Annotated in this window: 25 protein-coding genes; 8 read left to right on the forward strand and 17 right to left on the reverse strand. The window is 31.8% G+C overall.

Annotated features, from left to right (window positions below):
• Positions 1-152: 152 nt before the first annotated feature.
• A complete protein-coding gene (locus tag CLORY_RS07415; protein WP_242954365.1) occupies positions 153-713 on the reverse strand; it encodes a GNAT family N-acetyltransferase in 561 nt (186 codons plus the stop codon).
• A 205-nt stretch (positions 714-918) separates the two neighbouring features.
• On the opposite strand from CLORY_RS07415, the gene CLORY_RS07420 reads away from it, so the two are divergent.
• On the forward strand, positions 919-2,547 hold the full coding sequence (locus CLORY_RS07420; RefSeq protein WP_079422884.1) for an NAD-dependent malic enzyme: 1,629 nt from the start codon (positions 919-921) through the stop codon (positions 2,545-2,547).
• A gap of 63 nt (positions 2,548-2,610) precedes the next feature.
• Here CLORY_RS07420 and CLORY_RS07425 read toward each other — a convergent pair whose 3' ends face one another.
• The 3 genes from CLORY_RS07425 to CLORY_RS07435 form a co-directional block, all read right to left on the reverse strand.
• Complete coding sequence (locus CLORY_RS07425; protein ID WP_079422885.1) at positions 2,611-3,219, reverse strand: class I SAM-dependent methyltransferase; 609 nt, start codon at positions 3,217-3,219, stop codon at positions 2,611-2,613.
• Between the two features lie 253 nt (positions 3,220-3,472).
• Positions 3,473-4,453: a tocopherol cyclase family protein gene (locus CLORY_RS07430; protein WP_079422886.1), complete on the reverse strand. Its 981-nt coding sequence runs from the start codon at positions 4,451-4,453 to the stop codon at positions 3,473-3,475.
• A gap of 134 nt (positions 4,454-4,587) precedes the next feature.
• Positions 4,588-5,595: a hypothetical protein gene (locus CLORY_RS07435; RefSeq protein WP_079422887.1), complete on the reverse strand. Its 1,008-nt coding sequence runs from the start codon at positions 5,593-5,595 to the stop codon at positions 4,588-4,590.
• 204 nt (positions 5,596-5,799) lie between these two features.
• Here CLORY_RS07435 and pyrE point away from each other — a divergent pair, with 204 nt between their 5' ends.
• Positions 5,800-6,474 (forward strand): orotate phosphoribosyltransferase, encoded by a 675-nt coding sequence (gene pyrE / locus CLORY_RS07440; RefSeq protein WP_079422888.1) that lies wholly within the window; start codon positions 5,800-5,802, stop codon positions 6,472-6,474.
• Positions 6,475-6,532: 58 nt separating this feature from the next.
• Here the strand turns inward: pyrE and CLORY_RS07445 are convergent, their stop codons facing one another.
• From CLORY_RS07445 to CLORY_RS07460, 4 genes are all read right to left on the reverse strand, one after another.
• Positions 6,533-7,075 (reverse strand): GNAT family N-acetyltransferase, encoded by a 543-nt coding sequence (locus CLORY_RS07445; protein ID WP_079422889.1) that lies wholly within the window; start codon positions 7,073-7,075, stop codon positions 6,533-6,535.
• Positions 7,076-7,162: 87 nt separating this feature from the next.
• Positions 7,163-7,678: a GNAT family N-acetyltransferase gene (locus CLORY_RS07450; protein ID WP_079422890.1), complete on the reverse strand. Its 516-nt coding sequence runs from the start codon at positions 7,676-7,678 to the stop codon at positions 7,163-7,165.
• A 280-nt stretch (positions 7,679-7,958) separates the two neighbouring features.
• The gene (locus tag CLORY_RS07455; protein ID WP_079422891.1) at positions 7,959-8,492 is read right to left on the reverse strand and encodes a CDP-alcohol phosphatidyltransferase family protein; all 534 of its coding nucleotides are present in this window, start codon (positions 8,490-8,492) and stop codon (positions 7,959-7,961) included.
• Between the two features lie 274 nt (positions 8,493-8,766).
• Complete coding sequence (locus tag CLORY_RS07460; RefSeq protein WP_079422892.1) at positions 8,767-9,726, reverse strand: helix-turn-helix transcriptional regulator; 960 nt, start codon at positions 9,724-9,726, stop codon at positions 8,767-8,769.
• A gap of 188 nt (positions 9,727-9,914) precedes the next feature.
• On the opposite strand from CLORY_RS07460, the gene CLORY_RS07465 reads away from it, so the two are divergent.
• Entirely contained in the window at positions 9,915-10,853 is a 939-nt protein-coding gene (locus tag CLORY_RS07465) for a Gfo/Idh/MocA family protein (RefSeq protein WP_079422893.1), read from the forward strand.
• A 52-nt stretch (positions 10,854-10,905) separates the two neighbouring features.
• Here CLORY_RS07465 and CLORY_RS07470 read toward each other — a convergent pair whose 3' ends face one another.
• From CLORY_RS07470 to CLORY_RS07480, 3 genes are all read right to left on the reverse strand, one after another.
• Positions 10,906-11,637 (reverse strand): sulfite exporter TauE/SafE family protein, encoded by a 732-nt coding sequence (locus CLORY_RS07470; protein ID WP_079422894.1) that lies wholly within the window; start codon positions 11,635-11,637, stop codon positions 10,906-10,908.
• 125 nt (positions 11,638-11,762) lie between these two features.
• Entirely contained in the window at positions 11,763-12,443 is a 681-nt protein-coding gene (locus CLORY_RS07475; protein ID WP_242954366.1) for a class I SAM-dependent DNA methyltransferase, read from the reverse strand.
• A gap of 1,063 nt (positions 12,444-13,506) precedes the next feature.
• Positions 13,507-13,998, reverse strand: coding sequence for a GNAT family N-acetyltransferase (locus CLORY_RS07480; RefSeq protein ID WP_079422895.1), 492 nt, complete (start codon positions 13,996-13,998; stop codon positions 13,507-13,509).
• A 129-nt stretch (positions 13,999-14,127) separates the two neighbouring features.
• Here CLORY_RS07480 and CLORY_RS07485 point away from each other — a divergent pair, with 129 nt between their 5' ends.
• A complete protein-coding gene (locus CLORY_RS07485) occupies positions 14,128-15,471 on the forward strand; it encodes a glycosyl hydrolase family 18 protein (RefSeq protein WP_242954369.1) in 1,344 nt (447 codons plus the stop codon).
• Positions 15,472-15,895: 424 nt separating this feature from the next.
• Here the strand turns inward: CLORY_RS07485 and CLORY_RS23735 are convergent, their stop codons facing one another.
• Together CLORY_RS23735 and CLORY_RS07495 are read right to left on the reverse strand one after the other, a co-directional pair.
• Complete coding sequence (locus CLORY_RS23735) at positions 15,896-16,531, reverse strand: hypothetical protein (RefSeq protein ID WP_079422897.1); 636 nt, start codon at positions 16,529-16,531, stop codon at positions 15,896-15,898.
• 44 nt (positions 16,532-16,575) lie between these two features.
• Positions 16,576-17,268, reverse strand: coding sequence for an HAD family hydrolase (locus CLORY_RS07495; protein WP_079422898.1), 693 nt, complete (start codon positions 17,266-17,268; stop codon positions 16,576-16,578).
• Between the two features lie 194 nt (positions 17,269-17,462).
• Between CLORY_RS07495 and CLORY_RS23215 the strand changes: the two genes are divergently transcribed.
• Positions 17,463-17,627, forward strand: coding sequence for a hypothetical protein (locus tag CLORY_RS23215; RefSeq protein WP_169911556.1), 165 nt, complete (start codon positions 17,463-17,465; stop codon positions 17,625-17,627).
• Positions 17,628-17,672: 45 nt separating this feature from the next.
• Here CLORY_RS23215 and CLORY_RS07500 read toward each other — a convergent pair whose 3' ends face one another.
• The 3 genes from CLORY_RS07500 to CLORY_RS07510 all read right to left on the reverse strand — a co-directional run bounded on the left by CLORY_RS07500 (position 17,673) and on the right by CLORY_RS07510 (position 19,846).
• Positions 17,673-18,311: a lactate utilization protein gene (locus tag CLORY_RS07500; protein WP_079422899.1), complete on the reverse strand. Its 639-nt coding sequence runs from the start codon at positions 18,309-18,311 to the stop codon at positions 17,673-17,675.
• A gap of 92 nt (positions 18,312-18,403) precedes the next feature.
• Entirely contained in the window at positions 18,404-19,042 is a 639-nt protein-coding gene (locus CLORY_RS07505) for an RpiB/LacA/LacB family sugar-phosphate isomerase (protein WP_079422900.1), read from the reverse strand.
• Between the two features lie 15 nt (positions 19,043-19,057).
• Positions 19,058-19,846, reverse strand: a complete 789-nt coding sequence (locus CLORY_RS07510) for a gluconate 5-dehydrogenase (protein ID WP_079422901.1) — start codon at positions 19,844-19,846, stop codon at positions 19,058-19,060.
• Between the two features lie 152 nt (positions 19,847-19,998).
• Between CLORY_RS07510 and CLORY_RS07515 the strand changes: the two genes are divergently transcribed.
• Positions 19,999-20,856 carry an AraC family transcriptional regulator gene (locus CLORY_RS07515; RefSeq protein ID WP_079422902.1) on the forward strand — a complete coding sequence of 286 codons (858 nt, stop codon included), beginning with the start codon at positions 19,999-20,001 and terminating at the stop codon, positions 20,854-20,856.
• Positions 20,857-21,450: 594 nt separating this feature from the next.
• On the opposite strand, the gene CLORY_RS07525 is transcribed toward CLORY_RS07515, so the two are convergent.
• Positions 21,451-21,723, reverse strand: a complete 273-nt coding sequence (locus CLORY_RS07525; RefSeq protein ID WP_242954367.1) for a cupin — start codon at positions 21,721-21,723, stop codon at positions 21,451-21,453.
• A gap of 270 nt (positions 21,724-21,993) precedes the next feature.
• Here CLORY_RS07525 and CLORY_RS07530 point away from each other — a divergent pair, with 270 nt between their 5' ends.
• Together CLORY_RS07530 and CLORY_RS07535 are read left to right on the forward strand one after the other, a co-directional pair.
• A complete protein-coding gene (locus CLORY_RS07530) occupies positions 21,994-22,230 on the forward strand; it encodes a DUF6199 family natural product biosynthesis protein (protein ID WP_079422904.1) in 237 nt (78 codons plus the stop codon).
• A gap of 27 nt (positions 22,231-22,257) precedes the next feature.
• A complete protein-coding gene (locus CLORY_RS07535; protein WP_079422905.1) occupies positions 22,258-23,169 on the forward strand; it encodes an aminoglycoside phosphotransferase family protein in 912 nt (303 codons plus the stop codon).
• Positions 23,170-23,228: the final 59 nt, after the last annotated feature.

The raw sequence follows: 23,228 nt of genomic DNA on the forward strand, positions 1-23,228 counted from the left end.
ATATTTATGTCAAATATTTTATTCTTATCTACAAATTTATTATCATATATTATCTACCAATTGTCAATATATTTAGCAAAAAATAAATTGATTTATAATATTATAAATCAATCGCTTATATCCTCCTAATATTATGCATTTTAAAATACTATTTATATATCTATAAATTCGTTTTTTAATATGGAATAGTATTTACAATCCACCAAATTTCCTCTGCCATCCTTAATTATTTGCCTTAACGTTCCCTCATATCTAAATCCGCATTTTTCCATAACTCTGCCAGAAGCGGCATTATCAATATGATGTCTTCCTGTAATTCTATTTACTTTCATTTGCTTAAATGCAAATGAAAGCACAGCCCTCAGAGCCTCTGTTGCTATCCCCTTATTCCAAAATCTCTTTCCTATACAATATCCAATTTCACAACTATCATTGCTATAATCGACATTATTTAAACTTATACTTCCAATAACGCTTTGTGGTTCTTTCGATTGTATGGCCCAATGATAATAATTGTTTTCACTATAATTATTTATCCATCTTTTAATTACTATTTCGGTAACTTCAATAGCAGCATGCGTTGGCCAAGTCAACATCTTTGTCACTTCTGGATCTGAAGCCCAATTATTATACATATCAAATTTATCCACTTCTTTAAACTTTCTTAAAATTAATCTTTTAGTTTCTATTTTTCGTGTTCCTATATTCCTCATTATTTGCTCCCCTGGTCTCGTAATAATTAATACAAATAATTTTACCACAATTTTAAATTATTATATATTTGATATATAATTTTTAATATGTAACTTGAGAGTTACTAGCTTAAAGCATATTCTAATTTCTAATATTCTGTTATAATATGTCTATAGATAATAAATATCTCAGCTATTAAAACATTAATTGCAAGGAGTGTTATATATGTTTCAATTTAAACCTCATGAATTATTGAGAAATCCGTTTCTTAATAAAGGAACTGCTTTTACACTGGATGAAAGAAAAAAGTATAATCTTACTGGTTTGCTTCCAAGTTATGTATTGACTATTGATGAACAGGAGCAAAGTGTATATAAAAAAATATGTTCCATTAGTGATAATTTAGATAAACATCGTTTTTTAATGAACCTTTATGATACAAATCGTACTCTTTTTTATTATGTTGTAAAAAAGCATATAGTGGAACTATTACCTATAATATATACGCCTACAATTGGTGATGCAGTAATAAATTATTCAAAAATATTCGATACACCTAAAGATGCTGTCTTTCTATCTGTTGACGATGCCGCCGGAATAAAACCTTCAATGCAAGCAGCAATCTCGGATCTAGATAAGATAAAGCTTATTGTTGTAACAGACGGAGAAGGAGTACTAGGTATTGGCGACTGGGGAGTGCAGGGTGTAGCAATATCCATAGGAAAGTTAGCAGTATACACCGTTGCAGCTGGAGTTAACCCCAAAAATGTACTTCCTGTAGTAATCGATGCTGGAACAAATAATGAAAGCTTACTTAATGATCCATGCTACTTAGGTGCAAGACATAAAAGAATAACCGGTGAAAAATATTATGATTTTATAGATAAATTCGTTAATGTTTCTACTGAACTTTTTCCTGAAGTTCTTATGCATTGGGAAGATTTCGGTCGAGGTAATGCAAGAAACATCCTTCAAAAATACAGGGATAAAATATGCACATTCAACGATGATATTCAGGGTACTGGTGTAATGATGGTATCAGCTATGAACGCTATAGCGCGAGTTACAAACATTCCCGTAAGTGAGCATAGAATACTTGTCTTTGGAGGCGGTACTGCTGGAATAGGAGTATCAGATCAGATTTTATTAGAAAAAATACATAGTGGACTTTCAGAAGAAGAAGCTTTGAAACATTTTTATATAGTTGACCGTCAAGGTCTATTAACGGAGGATATGGATGATTTAACAGAAGGACAGAAAAGGTATGCAAGAAAAAAAGGTGAATTTCAAAAAACTCTTACGGATCTAGCTGAAATAGTTAATGCAGTTAAGCCAACCGTTCTCATTGGGACTTCAGGTGTGCATGGTGCATTTACGGAAGCTGTAATTAAAAACATGGCAAAGCTCAATGAAAGACCTGCAATAATGCCAATTTCAAATCCAACAAAACTTTGCGAAGCTAAAGCTGAAGATGTTATAAAATGGTCTGATGGACGAGCTTTGGTAGTCACTGGCAGTCCTTCAGCTCCTGTAGAATATAAAGGTGTAAAATATATGATAGGTCAAGCAAATAATGCCTTACTTTACCCTGGTTTGGGTCTTGGTATTATCGTTGCAAAATCTAAGGTTGTATCTGATGGAATGTTGTCTGCAGCTGCTCACGCTATTGGTTCACTTCAAGACCTTTCACAGGTTGGTGCTCCAATCCTTCCTCCAGTATCAAAGCTTAGGGAAGCCTCAAAACTTGTTGCAACAGCCGTAGTTCAACAAGCTGTTAATGAACATATAAATCGAGCAGCTATATCAGATGCCTCTGAAGCTGTTCAATCTCAAATCTGGGAACCTAGTTATTAAAGAACTATTTGTTAATATATTAAAGGAAGCTGCATTGCATATGAAGCTTCCTTTAAATTTCTATCACTTTTTAAATATGTAATCAATATATCCTTGTCTAATTTGTTTTCCTTCATATATCCTGTGAAAAACTCGTTTTTCTTTGTATATTATGTTCATATCTCTAAGATATTTCTCTGCTTCTTCATCATCAAAGTAGGAATGTATAACATCTGAACCATCTTCATCCTGAATATACTCTCCGTATCCAATCTTTTCTCCCTGTTCATATCTAAAATCATCTTTTGAAAGAAAGTTAACAAAACATAGTCCTCCTGGTTTTAATACTCTCTTAATTTCATTAATTGATCTTGCTATATCATTCTTACTCATATGAAAAATTGATCCCCAGGAATACACATAACTCATAGAATCATCTCCAAAAGATAACTTTCTCATATCTCCTTTAATTATGTTAAGTTTTAGACCATTTTCTTTTTCAAATTCTTTAGCTTTTTCTAACTGAGAATCAGATAGTTCGATTCCATAGGTTTTATAGCCATGATCCGCAAACAAAGCTAATGGCGGACAATTGCCTCCTGCTCCACAATCTAAAACAATCTTATCCATATTAGTTTCGTTGCAATACTGTAAAAACTTATATAGTTGAACTTGTCTAAATACTATTTTCATTATCTTCACCGCCCAAATATAAATTGATGCATATGATATCATATTACCACTTATCTTAAGTTCAGTAAATCGATATAACTTCGTCTATAAATTTAACTTAGAACTGTTACAATTTTATATGATCAATTTTTTTACATTAGTAAATCCTTTTTCGAATGTTTTCCTAGGATTTATATTTTTTTATTTATAACTGCAAGTATATATTACACGAACATTTTTTAGACAGTTTTGAAATTAATATACAGAATAATAATCATAGTTCAGCTAAAATTCTATATTTACCGCAAAACTCTACTCCTGCATTTATACAGCTATCTTCAAAAATTATCTGTTTTTTCCTTTCATCATATATAGTTAAATTGATTTTCCCTTGCAGCGTTTCAGCAGCAATTGGTATCATCCTCTCGTCTCTTGGTGCAAATAAATTAACAAAATCTCCTTTATTATAGGATGCATCAATCTCAATTGAGTATTCCCTATTGTGCGACTGTAAAATCAACTTATCTTTTTCATAACCAATAGAAAGTTTGCTTCTGTTTATTGTAGTGAACTTATAAAAGGTTCCTTTCACATAGATTCCTATAAGAAAACCTGTGAAGCTTGTTACAAAAAAAGGAATATGACCTATGGAGCAGGTAATTGACACCTCTCTACCTGTAAAGCAATTTCCCTGAGCCCATATATATGAATAGGGAAATGCGCTGCCCCAATTTTTTTCTATATACACTTTACCACCGGTAAAATCTACATTTTCACCGTTGATATTAAGACTTCCTTCAACCATTCCGTCCATTGCACATACCTGAGTGTAACACTGCATAAAGGTCAAATAATTATAAAAGCCCATACTCCCGGGGTTTAAAATAGTATCTGGCCATTCGATTATATGACTAAAGTTTAATTTACCTTTTATCTTTTCTCCGTCCCTATTTATATTCAATGAAATCCTATTTAAACTAAACATATTCTCACCTATACTTATTTCAAATCTATCCTTACAAGCTATAAAATCTTCCTTATGAAACTTTATATACTTAAAATTTATATCATGCCCATTTATAATTTGAATAAAACTATGGTGCTGCACTTTATTTCCTTCCATAAATATTCCTGGAATAAAGCAGTATGTAAGATTTCGGGTAGGATGTTCTATCTTAAAATACCAACCTTCAAAAAAATTAGATTTATGATTATTTCCATGATAAATATTCGGATTTATTGTAGATTTTAGCATTTTAATTCTCCTTTTACATAATGATATATGTATTATTTCCTCCTTTTGATAATTTTATAAAAAGGTGGCTGTAGCACTAAGCAATTAAAAATTGCTAATGTGACAGCCACCTTCAATTAATTTATATTATTTCATTATTTCGCTTTTTCTTCTTGGGTCCTTCTTACCCAATATTTCATAAATTCTCTTCGATGCTTTTTATACAATATATAATGTTCTTCTGATGTTCCAGTAAATGTTGTTGGGGATACGGAAGAAACTAATTTAATAACCTCGTCTGTAAAATCTGCATATTTTTTATATATAGGAACTTTATATTGTTCACCAGTTGAAAAAATAAATACTATATCCTGCTTATTCCATAAAAATCTGCTCTTATTTTTTTTAAAAATCCAAACTACTTCTTTTATAGGAAAGGCAAACACTATTTTGTTTGAGTTTACTATGATATATTTTTGTGTTATTGTAAAAATTCCTTTTGTCAATACATCTGGTCTCGTCAATTCTTCATCTACATTTGAATAAAAAGCTTTTATTTTACCTTTTGAATATATCTGAGTACTTAAGCATACTCTTCTATTAGTCCATAAATATTTCATTGATCTAAAAAATAAAATAAGTAAAACAATGATTTCAATTGGCAGTCTAGTATATAAATTATGGTACGGTGAAACAAATTTTAAATAGTTCTTAGATAGCAGGCTATTTAGTTGAGTTTCACTAAAACCTTTAGCTTTCAAACCTCTTTTTAAATTTTTATATTCTTCATCACTATATGTTTGTATCTCTCCAGAAACTGAGTATATACCATCCGTGCTCTTAATAACTTTTGCATCACTCACCTGGGTAACTACCAAAGTTACAATTTTCCCATCGAACAATATACCATATATCTTATAATTGTCCATCTCGAAAGATAGATTATATATATGCTTTGTTTTAAGCTTTGCATAAATATTATTACTACTTGCTTTTTTTAAATCACTACTGCCATTTATTGTTTTAGGATTGTGAGCATTTGTTGAAGATATATGGAATTCTATAAGAAATGCACTTAAGCATAATACCATACAAATAATCACTGCTGCCATATTAAATAAGTATCTTTTCTTGTATAACTTAGTATAACTTTCTAACGCCATCAATTTTGCCTCCCAGTCTTGGTAACGATTTACTATTTTTATTAGTACCTTTAACTAATAGTATTATATCACAATTCATTTTATAAGCATTTTGTATTGCGAAATATATCCACATTTTTCTTATTTAATTAATACTTCTCTATTAAATAAATAATAAATAGTGTATAATAAATAAAAGTTAAGTCTACATTATGGAGGTAAAAGATGCTGGAATATAAAAAACAATTTATCGAATTTATACTTGAAAGTGGAGTGCTTACCTTTGGAGATTTCGTTACAAAAAGCGGAAGAAAAACTCCATTTTTTATTAATGCTGGAAACTTTAGAACAGGTGAACAGCTAAAAAAATTGGGCGAGTTCTACGCTAAAGCAATAAAAGAAAATTTTGGAACAGATTTTGATATACTATTTGGACCAGCCTATAAGGGGATACCTCTAAGCGTATCAGCTTGTATTGCTCTTAACAATCTATATGGTGCAGATGTTTCCTACTGTTCAAACAGAAAAGAAATCAAAGATCATGGTGACAAAGGGATACTTTTGGGAAGCAAAATCAAAGATAGGCAAAAAGTATTAATTATTGAGGATGTAACAACTGCTGGCACTTCTATATATGAAACAATGCCAATAATAAAAGCCCAAGGCGACGTTGATGTAGTTGGCCTAATCATTTCCGTTGATAGAATGGAGAGAGGTAAAGGCGCTAAATCTGCCTTAGTAGAGCTTAAAGAAGAATTTAATTTTAAAACCTGCTCCATTGTCACTATGGAAGAAATCGTATCATATTTATATAATCGTGAAATTAACGGTAAAGTGGTTATTAGTGATGAAATCAAAAATAGAATTGATGAGTATTATGCTACATACGGGGTAAAATAAGGGATCAGTGACCTCTGTCGGCTGAAAAATGCCTCCTCCGGTCACTCATCCCTTTAATTCATTCTCTGTCTGAAATTATCGCAAACATTTGATGATCTTCCCATTTGCCATTTATTTTAACATTCTTTATAGCTATCCCTTCTTTATGAAACCCTGCCTTTTCCAATACTCTCATGGAGCCTATATTATCCTGCCTAACCCCAGCTTCTATACGGTGAAGTTTTAATTCATCAAACGCGAATCTAACCACCAGTGAAACTGCCTCAGTCATATATCCTCTGCCATTATATTCTTTATCAAGCGAATAGCCTAAAAGACAGCTTTGAAGCGCGCCTCGAAAGACTTGGAACAGGTCAACTGTACCAACGAGTTTTTTATACTCGTTATCAAATATTCCCCAAGAATACATTTTATCGTTTTTTCGCATTTCTATAGAAGTTTCTATTGATTGTATCTTCCACTCCAGTGTATAAAATTCCTCACTATAAGCAGGTGAATACTTCTGAAAAAAATCCCTGTTTCTCAAATGTAGATTAAGTAAAGCTTCAGCATCTCCTTTTTCAAGAAATCTTATAAAAATATTTTTACCTTTAAAATTCATGGCTTACCTCTTTTAACTAAAATTTTTCGAATATATAAATAAATCTGAACGTTTATCCCAGCCAAGCTTTTTCATCTAAATTTGTCCCTATGTTATTTCTATCCAGTATCTCTGTACTAATTCTCCGTCCTCAATAATTTCATTTTCTAAAACCCCACCATTTTTAATTATTGTTCTGGCAGAACCTAAATTACTTTTATCACAGGTTACAAGTGCTTTGTTTATGCCAAATTCTTTTGCCGTTTGTAATGCTAATGAAAGCATCTTAGCCGCATACCCTTTTTGTCTTTCTGAAGGTCTAATACCATATCCGATATGCCCGCCGATTTTTAGTAAATAATCATTTAGTTCATGCCGGATATGTATAGATCCATAGATTTTTCCGTTCTCATCTACCATAAAATATAACGATGCCGGTACAAACCCATTAGAGTATGCTTTATTCGTTTTTTGTTCTCTCCATTTTATAATTAGTTCTTCATAATTCTTGCCGTCTCTCCTTGAAGCTGCAGGTACTATCTCTTCCTCGGCATTTTCCCATTCAGATATATAGGAAATATACTCATCTTTCATAAGATCATTTGGTTCAACTAATTTAAACATTGCCCATCTCCTCCACTACTTTTAGCATTCTTTCATCCGATACAGCTTGCTTTTTTACTACTTTCTCATAATATTTTAACATAATTTCCCAGGTAATATTCTCAGGATTCGTGACATTATATGCTTTACAGATACTCTCATTATTCCTTGCACTCTTAAATATCCTAATTAAATTCTCAATATGTATAAACTCAGTTTTAGAATTATTTCCTTAGATTTTTAAATGTTAAACTAAATTATAACATATTTATAAAAATCATGTTAGAAATAAATTCAATTGTCACTGTTTCATAAATATGCTTGTATTATTCCTTAATAATTCTTTTGATGTTATATTTATCACCAATTCTTCAATTGCAGATAAACTTGCAATAGCACATACCACATACCCTAAAATAGTTATATCAACAAACCTAAATAAATATGGGCAGCAGAACAAAAAGAGCCCAGTAGCCTTATTTGCATATGTATGAAGAATAGCAAAAGTATGATATTTAAAGTACACTATGAGCAATGAGACAATTCTAGCAAAAGTAATCAGCATTATCCATATTAATATTTTAATTGGAATCAACAATATTGGTAATAAAGCAATAATTACAGAGCTCATAAAAATAATATCAGCAATGCTATCTAGTATCGAACCAAATCTACTTGCAGAATTAGTTTTTCTTGCAATATATCCATCAATAATATCACTAAATCCGCAAATAGAATATATAAGCAGGAACAGTAAGGTTAGTGGTTTCAAAACAAATAGAGTTGCAGATAACAAAATTCTTAATATAGATATTATGTTTGGTATATTTTTCATTACACTCCCCCGCAAAATATAATTATCATTTATTATTACCTGTCTCCTCACAGCTATATTGATATCGCATAAATATGCAATAGTTATAATTTCCCGTCGTTAGATATATGCTATTGTATCATATCATGGTATAATTTCAAATTTATCATAAACTATATAAGTTGCAATAAAGTTCTTACATTATGGTTTCTAAAATATCACTGCTGAATCGGTTCGACCCTAGGATCTTTTAGAAGTCAGAATGTATTAGAACTTTCACAACTTATATAGTAAATCAAAAATCATATTTTTTAAGCATAATTTGAAGTCTCTTCTTAACAAAGTCTCTTAATTCAACAGGTGCTAATATTTCAGCACAACCTATAATGTCCAGTACCTCTCCAATTGCAAATTCATACTTATGCATATTTACTATAGCTTCAATACATTCATCCTTTTTCTCAACTTTATAAACTTGAAAATTATCCAGTTTATCTTCAAAACATTTACCTAAACGTATGGTAACAGGATACTGCTCTTTTTCTTTACATTCATTAACAAATTGTTTATGATTTCTTTTCCAGAATTCTTCTACAGAAAAGTTTGTAGGAAAAATAAAATCATCATCCAAGGTTTTACATGCTGTTATCCTTTCACATTTAAACGTTCTTATATCCTTATTCATCTCACAATATGCAACTAAATACCAATCCGCCTGTTTTACTACAATTCCATAGGGCATTATATTTCTGTTAGAAACTTCACCATTATGTTTTGTATAAGTTATTGACAGTTTTGTATTCTGCCAAAGTGACTGAAGAAGTATATCTATATTGCCTAACGAACGTTTTTCGCCCCACCAGGGTGTATCATCTACATAAAATCTCTTCTTAATTTTATTTAGATTTTCATTTATTCCAGGAGATAAATTTTTCTGCAGCTTTAATAATGCTGTGTTAACCTTCATAGCCATATCACTCTTTTTATCTGCCTTAACTCCCATTCCACCTAAATACAGATTTATAATCTCATCGGGTTGCATATTCTTTATCCCTACTCTATATCCTTCTACAAAATGTATCCCCCCATTTGGACCTGTGTCTGTGGTAAGCGGCACGCCAGCTTCACAGAGGGAATCAATGTCTCTATAGACAGTTCTCACTGAAATTTCAAGCTCTGCAGCCAGTTCTTTAGCCTTGACTTTCCCTTTCGCTTCAACTAGCAGTAATATTGAAATCATTCTATGTAATCTCATTAAAATTCCTTCTTCATAAATATTTATGACACACTATTGTCAACAATTGATTGCTATACTTATTTTACCAAATGTAGATAAACAACTTCAACTATAAACTTGCAAACATGCAAAGATTAATAAACTTTCGGTGTTTGCAGGAAAAGTTTTAGTATTGTTTTTCTATAAATTGAAAGTGAGGAATATTTATGAAAATAGGAATTTTAGGTACAGGCTTTGGCGCTTATCATGCAAGGCTTTATAAGAACATATCAAGCGTTGATTCAATCATCATCTATGGAAGGGATAAGGAAAAACTTGAAAAAATAAGTATTGAAACGGGAATAGAAGCAACTAATGATCTGGAAAGTATAATTTCAGACAAAAGTATTGATCTAATTGATGTATGTATGCCAAGTATCATACATAGAGAATATGTTATTGGCGCTTTGAAAAATGGAAAAGATGTATTTTGTGAAACTCCAGTCGCTCTAAATTTAGAAGACGCATTGGCTATGAAAAAAGCCTCAAATAGGTATGGAAAGAAGGTTTACGTTGATAACTTCATTAAATTCGAACCACCCTACAGGTATCTTTATAATCTTGTAAAATATAATAAACTTGGCAAATTAAAAGTTTTGCATATTAAACGAAAGACACCTCCAATATGGGGCAAATTAGGCCTAGACAAGATAGTTACAAATCTTATGATACATGAATTTGATTTTATAAGTTGGCTGCTTGGCAATCCCGAAAACATTTCTTCATATGGAATTGAACCTAAAGATGGCGAAGCTCATGTAGAAGCTATTCTAACTTATAATAGTAATACAATTGTCAACATCCAAGCTTCATCACTGATTCCAAAATACCATGCTTTTACCGTTGGCTATGAGGCTGATTTTGAGTATGGAACTATAGAATATTTTGAAAATGGATATGCTGATAGAACAGAAAGTTCTCTAAAACTATTCACTGATAAAAAAGAAGAAAATGTAGACCTCGAGAGTAAAAATTGTTATGAAGAAGCCTTTAAACATGTATTAGAGTGCAGCAAAAGTAACATTTACGGAATACTTTGGTTAGATGATGCAATCAAATCCTTGAGGTTAGCCTTAGAAGTTAAGGATAAAATGATTACATTTTAGCATGTCAATTGGCAAGTCAGATAAGTTTGACTGGCTTGCTAATTTGGAGTTATTATATTAAATTGCTTTTTATTATAAGCACAGCACCACTTATTATAAGCAGAGCTATCACAGAGTTTTTTACTGTATCTTCTTTCATCATTGAATAAACTTTCATTCCTGCCATCATTCCAATTATCACTGCAGGTGAAAGAAGCAGTGAAAGGATTATTACATGCATATTCAATATTCCAGTATAGCTGTATATAAATAATCTAATTATATTATCCGTGAGAAAAACGCAGCAGATATTTGCACGAAAGGCACTCTTGTTATCTGTTGTTCTGTTTATATATGCAACCAGAAGCGCTCCGATGCCATAAAGGCCTGCCAAAATACCCGAAAGTACTCCGATAATGATTAATATTAATGGATTAGTCCTATTTATTTTTCTTTTAGAATATTTTCTAGTAATCATCTCTATTGCCATTCCAATTACTACTACTCCCAAAATCGCTTTCAGCATTTTGTCGTTTCCCGTTTTTAATAAGAAAGTCCCAGGAATAATACCTACAAAAAGCATAATGGACAAAGGCAGAACGATTTTTAAGGATATGTTCTTTCTTTCCTTCCAGGCTATATATGTATTTGTAGGTATACTAAATATAAGGTCTACCGGTGTAGTTACCCTGTTTGATACTACAAAAGAGAATAGCGGACTCATAACTAGAGTATTTCCAAAACCAGTTATTCCTTTTACAAAGTAAGCTATAAATGTAGCCATAAGAAGAAATAAATCTTTCATTTTAAGCCTCCAAAAATAAGTGCTATTGACGAGATTAACTAATCAACATCAATAGCATTATAGTGCATAAACCATATTTAGTACAATAAAAACATATTATAAAACATATTAATTTATTAAGAAATCTACTTTTTTGCTACAATGATGGCTGTTCCTTCTTCTCTCCATTTCAGTTCAGCCTCTTTAAACCCAGCCTTTTCCATCAGAATGATTATATTCTCTACTGTACATGGTGTATCATAATGATAGAACCCTTCTGTTATCTTATTTTCTTCTTTTATCCTTTTTAATTCATTAAAGAAATAATCTTCATACTCCTGATCTTTAGCAACATAATCTGTTTCTACATATACGCCTCCATCTATAAGACTGTCGTATATCTTTTTATATATTTTGAGTTTCTCCTGATGTGCAAAGTGATGTAAAGTCTCTACCGAAACAACTGCGCCGTAAGCTTCTTTTCCATATTCTATATCAACATACGATTCGTTAATTAAACTTATCTGCTCCTGTTTTTCTTCATACTTTTCTTTCAATTTTGCTAACATCTTCTTTGAAAGATCGATTCCAGTTACATTAACAGTTGGATTTATTTTAAATATCTCCTTTAATTCAAGCCCTGTACCACAACCTAAGTCTAAAAGTTTCAAATTGCTACAATGCGGTATATATTTTGCTGTTTCAATATAATACTGATCTGAACCATCCACTTCGTTTTTCATATGTTCATCATAGGTATCTACTCTCTTGTCAAAGAAACTAGCCATTTCTTCTAATTCGATTCGTTTATTTTCAATTGAATCCATTTCTATTCCTCCTTAATTTAATCCCTCTTTATGTATAGTATCATAATTTTCCATTATTGAGTTTCTCTAATTCTTTTATGAAACAAATTAGTAAAAAATGGTTACACCCTATGTCGGCTAGTTCCGCTCGTTAAGCAATTTCACCGCATCTTTTAGTCAAATTTCCTAATGGTTCATAACTCGGCTGCGCCTCAAACAATTCGCCATCTTAACGGAAATTGACTAAAAGACACGGATAATTGCTAAACTCACTCCAAATGCCTCCGTTGAGTGTAACCATTTTTAATGCCCTAACTCTTAATGTTCACAAAATGCTTTTATTATATTGCTTTTGTTGCCTTGTTCTCCTAATTCATTAACTTCAAAATATAGTACCGTTTCTTTTTATTGCTTCGTAACCATAACATAACATTTCATTATTTAGTGATCATCTTTTTTGTTTTATATAAAAGTGTCTTAGCATTAGCCAAAAGTTATCCATAATTGGTAAAAAGCATAAATTCCTAGAGAGTAAAAAAAGAAATGTTGTGGCACTACGGAGATTGATCCGTTCATTAAGCACTTGTAACACAAATTTTATGTAAATTTTCTAATTTGGGCAAACTCGGCTACGCCTCAAACACTACCCAAATCTTAACGAAAATTTGCATAAAATTTGCTGACAATTGCTAAATTCACTCTATATCTCCGTTGGTTAAAGGCCTAAATGGCCTTTAACGGGTTATCTGCGAATGATAATGAGCGTGCTTAGATAACCCCGACTGTAAACATTTCCTATGCCCTGACTCTTAATATTCACAGAATACTCTTATTATACTGCTTCTATTACCTTTCTATCTTAATTCACTAACTTCAAAATATATTACTGTCTCTTTTTAACTTCTTCGTAAACACGCTGTACCGTTTTTTTATTTAGCAACCACTTTTTCTACTATTTAGTGGTGTATCTTGATACTAATTAAAAGTTATCCACAATTGGAAAAATACATAAATTCCTAAAAGTAAAAAATAATGTACCTGGTAGATTAACCTTTAGGCACATTACTTTTTACTTTTTTCATAATTAATATTTAAATTTATATTCTCCTACATTTACCACTTCTTTTGCAGTCTCGCCTCTTCTTTTCTTTCTTACTTCTACTAAATTTAAAACATCGTACCCCCTCTTAGCTAAAAAAGGAATTATTCTATGATTATTTGGGTGAACCCAATTATATAACGTGTCCCCTCCAAGACTTTCAGCAATTTCTTCCGCTTTATCATATAATTTTGAAGCTATACCGTTTCTTCTTGCATTACTGCATACAAATAAAGATTCAACCCATACGACTATATCTTCAATTTTAAGAACCATGTATCCAATAAGTTCTTCGTTATCATCTTGAGCAATAAAGGTCTTATATCTGCTGTTTAAATATCCTCTGAATTCTTCTACAGCCTCGTTTTCATTTGCTGTAGTCTCAATACCTTTTAACTTTCTTAACTCAACTCTAAACTCAGCTATTAATATTGCTATTTTTCTTTCATCATCTATTTGAGCAGGTCTAATAATCATTTTGTATTTCCCCTTTATTTATATGAATTCTCTATATATATAATATCACATAAATTAGGAAACTTAGCCACAAATTGCTTGTCGAGTATTGTCGTGAATCAGCCGATAAATGAAATATACAAGAAAGGGGTGCTATACTTGAAATCTTATAAAAAACTACTGTCTATCTTCACTCTAACCTTTATCTTAATACTAAGCAACAGTCTGGTATTGGCAAAAACTGCTGTAAAAAAAGGTACTGCACCATCTTCCCCGACTTCATTAATATACTCGGGACTTACTGCTAACGAAGTAACCTTAAGTTGGGCATCTGTATCAAACGCCTCAGGTTATAAGGTGTACAGAGCCACTACTATTGATTCAAACTATGCATTAATTGCTACTGTCTCTGCAACCAGCTATAAAAGCATATCACTTACTTCCAACACAAAGTACTGGTATTTTGTAAGAGCGTATAATTCCTATGGTACATCTGTAGACTCACCCCATATAAGTCTTACAACCTTACAGTCATCAACGACTACAAGTGCTAAAAAACTTGTACTAGGATTTTCAACTTATTACTATTCAGGGGATAGTTCCTCCTATAACTCTATGACTGCAAATACATCAACTATCGATGAAATTGCCACCCATACTTATATAACCGATAGCACTGGAAATATTTCTGGTCTTGTACCAGCAAACCAGATAAGCTATGCAAATTCTAATGGTATTAAAGCAATGGCTATGGTATCAAACAACTTTGACGGAAATATAGCTAAAACATTATTAGAGAGTTCAACAAATAGACAAGCTTTGATAAATAATATCCTAACCTCGTTAAAAAGCAATGGTTACAAAGGGGTAAATATTGACTTTGAAGGCGTATACTATTACGACAGAACTTATCTTACAACCTTTATGAAGGAGCTTAATAATACGCTGAAGCCACAAGGTTTCTCTGTAACCATGTCTGTTCCAGCCAAAATCAGTGACAGTCCCACAGCATCCTGGAACGGAGCATTTGACTATGCAGCCTTAGCTGCTTACTCTGATAAAATCGTATTAATGACATACGACGAGCACTATCCTGGAGGTTCACCAGGTGCTATTGCTTCCATAGGTTGGGTTGAAAATGTAATTAAATATGCATCAACTGTTATTCCAAAAGAAAAACTGCTTTTAGGAACTGCTGGCTATGGATATGATTGGTCCTCAAGCGGAACTAAAGCCTATGGTATTTCCTCCATTTATAACTTAGCATCTACTCATGGAGCTGCAATAAAGTGGGATTCAACTTCACAATCTCCTTATTTTAATTATTCAGATTCATCTGGAATAAGTCATACAGTATGGTTTGAGAATGCTCAAAGCTTAAATTATAAGTTGAATTTAGTAAATTCATATAATCTATCTGGTATTGGAATATGGAGACTTGGACTTGAGAATGCTGATTATTGGACAAGCATTAAAACCAAGTTCGGAAGATAGGATAAGGGAGAAAGTGATTTCCGTCGGCTGGAAAATGCCTCCTCCAACCACTTCCTCCCCTATGCCAGCTCTATGCATTTACAAAGTATTATAAGGGTTTCTACTTCAACTATTAACTTATACATGGCGAATGATCGTTAAAGCGTTCGATAATTCGCCATGTATAAGTTAAGTTTACGTATAGAAACCCTATATTTTCTAAATTACTTCTTCCAAATTATTTTTCTTGTTTATTTATTTTTTAGTATTTTCTTAAAAGTTATCTTCATATCACTTCGCATATTATATAATTACATCTTTTGGACAAACAGCTTAACTCCCAAAAACGTAAACTAAATAAAATATACGATATCATATAATGAAATTGACTCCTTAAGGACGCGATTTCTTCCTTCTCTTTACTCTTTAGTGGCCTATCTTAACATTATTTTATTTCTGTTCCTCCCCATTCAACAACAGTAAATCCTTTTCTCTCAAATGGCTTTATCTTTGGCTTTTTTACAGCAATCTGCTTTGTTAATGGCTTGAACACCATAAAAACCCTTAGCAAAGAATCAGGCTGGGGATTAATATTAAGTTTAGCTAAATCAGTATATTGTTTATTTTGAAAGGTTATTAAATTATACTTGTTACTTTGCATACGTGGCAGCCAGTATACTATAAATTCATTATATTCCTTCGAATTAAGACCTAACTTTGAAAGTTTATTCTGAAGAAATTTTTCTGTATCTTTTCCTTTAACAACATATCCTTTAGATAAATCCCATTCAGTTTTTGATGGAACACCTTCCCAAAACAAATAGTTATATTCTTTTCCATCTTGTTTGTTAATTATTTTCCCGCTTGGCTCAGCAGTGACTTTCCATCCATCCTTGTAATCTGGATAAGTTGTAGTAAGTTTTCCTTTGTAATCTAGTTTTACAGTCACATCCTGGTTTTCAGTCGGATATAGGTATATGGCTGGTTTTTCTGTTCTTTCTTCGAATCCACCACAACCTAATAACATAATAGTAAAAACACATGATATTAATATTCCTAATATTACTCTTGACTTTTTCATACCATCGTCCCCCTAATTATTATTTTTCTTTATAATCAGCTAAACTAAACCGCCGCCTGTATATCTATAGCACTAAGGATCTCATTAAAATCTTGTACGTAATAATCAGCAAACTGTTTGATTTTTCTATATTCTTCTTCCTCTTTTTCTATTAAATATCTTGTGAATATAGTTTTTATGCCGAGTTCCTTTGCGCCCTTTAATTCATCAGAACCCCCATCTCCTACAAATATGGATCTTTCGGGTATTGTATTCATACTTTTAAGTGCTAAATTGTATATTTCAGCCTGCGGTTTAAGATATCCTACTTCGTATGAAAAAATAGCTTCATCAAATAGATTACTTAGAGGCGACTGCTTCCAGTACATTACATCAATCGTATCGGCATTGCTTATTAAACACAGTTTTATCCCTTTTTTCTTTATATCTTTAAGAACATCTAGAATTGCAGTGTCTATATTCAGTAGGGATCGTTCAAATTTCCGTTTTCTAAGTTCTAAAATCTCATCAATTTCATCATCTTTAACTTCCAAACCCATTTTATCAATTATACTCTCTATTATTTTTCTAGGATCTTTTTCCTTTCCAGTTGCCCTAAGAAAATATAACTCCTTATCTTCAGCATACTTTTCCCATTCATCTTTTGATATGTTTAGCACATCATATTCATTCCTAGAATTATTACCATCCAGTGTTACTAACGTATGAAACAAATCGAAAAATATTGTATCTAACATTTTTTTACGTCCCCCCTTCCTAAGCTTACTTCTTAAAATATAGTTTCTAAATACATTCTACCATACCATTGTTTTGAAACACATAATATTGAAGGATATTAAGTTATATTCTATAATAAAACATATACGATAAAACTCATTGCAATTTTACACAAATTATTTGAAAAATTCTTATGATTCATTTTGGAGGACATATGAAAAGTTCAAATGAACAGCTTAAAAGTCGAGGATATGTAACCGATGAAGATGTAGCTCACTATGTTGATTTCAGTAAAAGTGAATTGCTGGAATTGTTAAACATCAGAAATGAAGCAGTAAGGTCGTTTGCTCTTATTAACAAAAATTTATCTCAACAATAATAAATAGCCGCTCATCTTTCAACATTGAGCGGCTATACGTATAATTTAAAAACCTAATTCTTCTGCTACCATAATAACTGTAATTCTCCCTGATTCCTTACGGCCATTTTCAATAATTCCAGTATAATTGCATACAGATTGTTGAACTTCACAATTCATACATTTTCCTGTTTGAACGCAGGGAGCTTTGTGCCCCACTCTTATGGCATTCAGTGGTGCTATCTCTCTGATTCGTTTGAAAGCATCATCTAGATTATCAACGACTTTATTAGCTCCCATAACTATGATTACTTTCTTAGGCCCAATAATCATTGCTGCAACCCGGTTTCCTGAGGAATCAGTACTTACAATTTGTCCGTTTCTTGTTATGGCATTAGCACTGCTCACAAAATAATCCGATAATAGGGATTGTCTGTAAATTTCATAGGTCTCTTCATAGGATTTCGTTTTGTATCTATCGAAAAATTTATATTTTTCACTTCTGAAATCTTCAATGATATCCATAGCTCCAAGCGTTTCAGAGCCACCTACTGATATGCTTGAGCCTTCTGGTATTAGGTCTGAAATTAACTTTTTAGCCTCATCCTTATCTTCTGCATAATAGCTTGTATATCCTTTTTGTTCTAAAATTTCCGCCATTTCTTTAGCTATCAGCTGACATTTAATTTTTCTATACTTATCCATGATCATAATCTCCTATTTATTTTCTGTGCTTAGTACAAAGGAACTAGATTTTAATCTTCTCTAGTTCCTAATATCTTAATTTGCTGAATTATTTACTCTAATATGCTTCTGATATAGTCTCCAATTTCCTCGCACTTGCAGTTATCAAAGAAATATTCTTTAAATCTTTCGCCGCTTACAGCACCTTTTAAGAGCTCCTGATCTATCTCTTTTAAAATAGTTACCATATCTTTATATGTAACCTTTTTAATTTGATCCAGAATCTTTTTGTTTCTTTGTTCTGGTATCGCTCTCTCTTTTGGATATCCTTGGCCAATTTCACCTTGGAATAATTTTTCGAAGATATATTCAAGGTTTAATTCTGCTCCCCATCCAAAACCCTTTGCAAAAGGAAGTGCTATTGCATTTCCTGCGTTGATCTGTGAAAACATATATGCATCTGATGGATCTACAATATGACCACATAATACTCCTGGAAAGGAATTGCATGCCAGCATTGCGCCTTCTCCTGTACCACATCCGGTTACTACATAATCTGCTGCACCGGAATTGATTAATATAGCTGTAAGAATACCGTTTTGAACATAAGTAAGCTGTGCTTTATCATCAGCACCATACATTCCATAGTTAAATACTTCATGTCCCATCGGTTCAACAACTTTTTTTAAAGTTTCATATATTAACTGATTTTTTGCTGCTTGACTATTCTCATTAATTAATGCAATCTTCATTTTCATTTCCTCCTGCTATTGTGGCTGCTTGCCAATATAAGCTAAAATTCCACCGTCAACATATAGAATGTGACCATTTACAAAGTCTGAAGCATCAGAAGCTAAAAATATAGCCGGTCCCATTAAATCTTCAGTGGTACCCCAACGAGCTGCTGGAGTTTTTGAAATTATAAATTTGTTAAATGGATGCTCTGGTGTTCTAAGAGGAGCTGTTTGAGGTGTTTCTATATAACCTGGTCCAATTCCGTTACATTGAATATTATATTCACCATATTCGGAAGCAATGTTTCTAGTCAGCATTTTAAGTCCACCTTTGGCTGCTGCATAAGCCGAAACTGTTTCTCTTCCTAATTCACTCATCATTGAACATATGTTAATGATTTTCCCATGGCCTTTTTTTATCATTCCTGGTATTACTGCCTTTGATACTATAAATGGAGCATTCAAATCCACATCGATAACTTTTCTAAAATCCTCGGCCTTCATTTCAAGCATTGGTATACGCTTAATTATTCCTGCATTATTGACCAAAATATCAATTACTCCTATTTCTTTTTCTACATTGCTAACAAACTCATTTACCTTCTGTTCATCTGTAACATCACACACATATCCATGAGCATTAATTCCTACTTCTTCGTAGGATTTCAAACCTTTGTCAACTAATTCCTGATTAATATCATTGAATACTATTGTTGCTCCAGCTTGAGCGTATGCTGTTGCAATAGCAAATCCTATTCCGTAAGATGCTCCTGTTACTAATGCTATTTTTCCCTTTAATGAAAATTTCTCCGTAATATTCATTAGATATTCCTCCCCAATTGATCATATTTATTTGATAACTTAATTATACTATTATACTTTAACTATTTCTTGTGCTATTTTTTTAGAAATATTGCAAATCTTGAAGTAACAAGTATAATTAAATTAATGATGATTTATGGCGGTGAATTTCTATGAAAGAATATAAATCCTGTAAGGAAGCAGTTAGCGATTGCATAAAAAATAAATATTTCTCAATTGCACATTTACATACAGAAGAAGAAACTATGTCTATTCATATACATGATTGCTACGAAATTTATTATTCTATTTCCGGAGGTCAACAATTCCTCATTGCTAATAAACTATATGATATTAAACCTGGTGACTTATTTGTAATAAATCAGTTTGAAAGTCACTATGTTTCCCAAATAAATAAACAGGTTCATGAACGAATAGTTATTTCTATTCATCCTGATTTTCTGAAATCCGTCTCCAGCAGTAAAACTGACCTAGAGTATTGTTTTACACACCGGAATGTAGAAAATTTCAGTCACAAAATAGAGTTAGATAAAGGACAGCAAAATAGATTTATTTATTTTATAAGCAAAATTCTGAGCGCAGAAGGTTTTGGCTCAGATAGAATTGAGTATTCCTGTTTTATTGAACTTGTTACCTATTTAACTAAAATGTTTGTTGATAATAAAAATTCAACTCTATCATATTATAAATATAACAACCAAGCTCAGGAAATCATCTCTTATATAAATGATAATGTCTTAAAAGACATCACGGTTAAGCATCTAGCAGAACACTTTTTTCTGAGTGAGTCCTACATATGCAGAATATTCAAACAGACTACTGGCACCACTATAAACAAATATATAACAGCTAGAAGAATATCTATAGCAAAATCAAAACTTTCAAACGGTACGGCCATAAGTGATGTCTATCTTCAATGTGGTTTTAACGACTATAGTAATTTCTTAAAATCCTTTAAAAAAGCCGTTGGAGTTTCTCCAAAAAAATATTCAACCTTTAGTATGGACTAAGACAATTACCTATCTCTTACATGTTTAGGCATAATTGAAATTTCAAAGCTTCTAATGTATAATATTGCGCATATGAACTTTGGGTACTTCTATTTCAGTGCCTCAAAGTTTTTTATTAAGTATATGGAAAGGATGATTAATATGAAATCGATGCTGAAGAATTGGGATAAATATAGAAGGAGAGGTATAACAGGATAGCTCTCCTAAAATATCGGAGGGAGAATATGAATTTAAATTTTTTAGATGTATACAATATAACTTCTTAATTTTTCTTCACCATAAATGGCAGATGCATATCACCTCTTTAATTTCCTATTTGTTGGTGTAATATATTTCTCAAGCAATTTCATAGCCTCTAAATAGTTGTCATTATTATATCCTCCAAGGCCACTTTCTGAAGTAATTTTAAATCCTGGGTGAACAGCCTTCCAATGTATCCAAGGGTCCTGCCTTGTTTCACTATAATTCCACCAACAAGTAATTGTTGCAACTTTTATTCTATCTTCGTTTTCAATAAATATACATCTTCGCTCCAATTCAGCTAAATATGTAATATAAGTATCTTTGAAATAGTTTAGAGCTTGTACAGTATCTTCAAATTCTCCAACAGAAGTTTCGATTTAAGTGACCATTCAAGACAAATTCTTGGTCATTCATAGTAACAGTATATTGCCCACAAACACATACCATATATTCATCAAACTCATGTTCATGTTCTTTAGATGTTCTATCAGAATAACATGTCCAAAAAGCCATCTGACTACCATCTTCCCCTTCAAAAAAATATCCATCAATATCCTTTGTATTTTGCTGATTGTTACTAATATGGTTCTTCTCACTTTTCATAAACTCTGGAAAATCTTTCACTGCTACTACCTCCGCATTAAATAAATAATGTTCTCGTAATTTACGATTACACGTGTACCACAGTGTAATTATAACATATTTTACATATATTATTATGGCATAGTGGGCAAATTGCATTTGAGAAATATATCTGAACCGCTCAATATTAACTGTACTTGTATGTCGAATTTCAAAAGTTAGATAGCAATTTTTTCTCACATTGCTATCTATATTTAAATATATAACATCATTATGGTATAATATTCCTATTATATAATCAGGAGGTGTTTCATGAGTGCTGGTGAAATATTTCTTACCATAGTGTTCAGTCTTCCAATTATTTTTGTATTTCTATACACAGCTGCATTTCCAAGAGATAGCCTACTATTTGGCGAAAAATGGAAGTATAAGAATCAGAATCTTGAACCTAGTGAAGATGCAATAAAATATACAAAGAAAAAGGCAATAATAGGACTTATTGTGTTTGTATTATTTATATTACTTCTAATAACCAGTAGCTATTATTAGAAACTTTTCATGTGAGGAAGTGATAAATTGAAAACCTATGAGGAGCTAAAAGGCATCGATTTCTATTCAACCTGGAGAATAATCGATAAAATAAATAAAGGCTGGTCAGACGATGATAAATATTATATCAAAGACGATTGCGGAAAAGAATTTTTACTTAGGACTTCCGATATAGCAACTCTTGAAAATAAAAAAAGAGAATATGAAATTCTAAGTAAAATTTCCGAATGTAATATTAATATGAGTATGCCAATCAGTTTTGGAACATATGCAAACAACGCAAAAGTATACTCGCTTTTAACTTGGGTAGCTGGAAACGATGCCGAATCCGTTTTACCAGAATTAAATGAAACAGAGCAGTATAAACTTGGCATAGAAGCAGGGCAGATTCTAAAAGCCATTCATACTATACCTGCACCTAAAAATCAGCAAAAATGGAGCGATAGATTTAATAAAAAAATAGATAGGAATATAAACAACTATATAAATTGCGACATAAGAGTGTCTCACGCTGACAAACTTATTAAATACATAAATGACAATAGATATTTATTAGAAAACAGAAAACAGACAATGCAACATGGTGACTTTCATGTTGGTAATTTAGTTATTAATGAAAGTTTGCACATAGGAGTAATAGATTTTAACCGATATGATTATGGAGACCCCTGGGAGGAGTATAAACGCACGGCATTTTCGCTCAGTATTAGTGAACCTTTTGTTATAGGTCAAATTCATGGATACTTTTCTAATGATGTGCCAGAAGTTTTTTTTAGGCTGCTAGCTTTATATCAAGCTTCTAACTCACTCTCTTCAGTGCCTTGGGCAATAAAATTCGGCAGAAAAGAAGTGGATGTTATGCTTAGAAATATAACTAAGATGCTTGAATACTACGACTATTTTAATACCTATATGCCTCGCTGGTACAAGCAAATTTAACAGCTAATATTTTTTATATTTATCTGTGCTTTATCCTTTATGTATATAGAATATAATAG

The sequence above is a fragment of the Clostridium oryzae genome (genome assembly GCF_002029235.1).
GTDB classification, from domain to species: Bacteria; Bacillota; Clostridia; order Clostridiales; family Clostridiaceae; genus Clostridium_AE; species Clostridium_AE oryzae.

Bases quoted from the DNA above. Each gene is read 5' to 3' on its own strand.
- CLORY_RS07415 (WP_242954365.1), bottom strand. From the start codon at position 713: ATGAGGAATATAGGAACACGAAAAATAGAAACTAAAAGATTAATTTTA.
- CLORY_RS07420 (WP_079422884.1), top strand. From the start codon at position 919: ATGTTTCAATTTAAACCTCATGAATTATTGAGAAATCCGTTTCTTAAT.
- CLORY_RS07425 (WP_079422885.1), bottom strand. From the start codon at position 3,219: ATGAAAATAGTATTTAGACAAGTTCAACTATATAAGTTTTTACAGTAT.
- CLORY_RS07430 (WP_079422886.1), bottom strand. From the start codon at position 4,453: ATGCTAAAATCTACAATAAATCCGAATATTTATCATGGAAATAATCAT.
- CLORY_RS07435 (WP_079422887.1), bottom strand. From the start codon at position 5,595: ATGGCGTTAGAAAGTTATACTAAGTTATACAAGAAAAGATACTTATTT.
- pyrE (WP_079422888.1), top strand. From the start codon at position 5,800: ATGCTGGAATATAAAAAACAATTTATCGAATTTATACTTGAAAGTGGA.
- CLORY_RS07445 (WP_079422889.1), bottom strand. From the start codon at position 7,075: ATGAATTTTAAAGGTAAAAATATTTTTATAAGATTTCTTGAAAAAGGA.
- CLORY_RS07450 (WP_079422890.1), bottom strand. From the start codon at position 7,678: ATGTTTAAATTAGTTGAACCAAATGATCTTATGAAAGATGAGTATATT.
- CLORY_RS07455 (WP_079422891.1), bottom strand. From the start codon at position 8,492: ATGAAAAATATACCAAACATAATATCTATATTAAGAATTTTGTTATCT.
- CLORY_RS07460 (WP_079422892.1), bottom strand. From the start codon at position 9,726: ATGAGATTACATAGAATGATTTCAATATTACTGCTAGTTGAAGCGAAA.
- CLORY_RS07465 (WP_079422893.1), top strand. From the start codon at position 9,915: ATGAAAATAGGAATTTTAGGTACAGGCTTTGGCGCTTATCATGCAAGG.
- CLORY_RS07470 (WP_079422894.1), bottom strand. From the start codon at position 11,637: ATGAAAGATTTATTTCTTCTTATGGCTACATTTATAGCTTACTTTGTA.
- CLORY_RS07475 (WP_242954366.1), bottom strand. From the start codon at position 12,443: ATGGATTCAATTGAAAATAAACGAATCGAATTAGAAGAAATGGCTAGT.
- CLORY_RS07480 (WP_079422895.1), bottom strand. From the start codon at position 13,998: ATGATTATTAGACCTGCTCAAATAGATGATGAAAGAAAAATAGCAATA.
- CLORY_RS23735 (WP_079422897.1), bottom strand. From the start codon at position 16,531: ATGAAAAAGTCAAGAGTAATATTAGGAATATTAATATCATGTGTTTTT.
- CLORY_RS07495 (WP_079422898.1), bottom strand. From the start codon at position 17,268: ATGTTAGATACAATATTTTTCGATTTGTTTCATACGTTAGTAACACTG.
- CLORY_RS23215 (WP_169911556.1), top strand. From the start codon at position 17,463: ATGAAAAGTTCAAATGAACAGCTTAAAAGTCGAGGATATGTAACCGAT.
- CLORY_RS07500 (WP_079422899.1), bottom strand. From the start codon at position 18,311: ATGGATAAGTATAGAAAAATTAAATGTCAGCTGATAGCTAAAGAAATG.
- CLORY_RS07505 (WP_079422900.1), bottom strand. From the start codon at position 19,042: ATGAAGATTGCATTAATTAATGAGAATAGTCAAGCAGCAAAAAATCAG.
- CLORY_RS07510 (WP_079422901.1), bottom strand. From the start codon at position 19,846: ATGAATATTACGGAGAAATTTTCATTAAAGGGAAAAATAGCATTAGTA.
- CLORY_RS07515 (WP_079422902.1), top strand. From the start codon at position 19,999: ATGAAAGAATATAAATCCTGTAAGGAAGCAGTTAGCGATTGCATAAAA.
- CLORY_RS07530 (WP_079422904.1), top strand. From the start codon at position 21,994: ATGAGTGCTGGTGAAATATTTCTTACCATAGTGTTCAGTCTTCCAATT.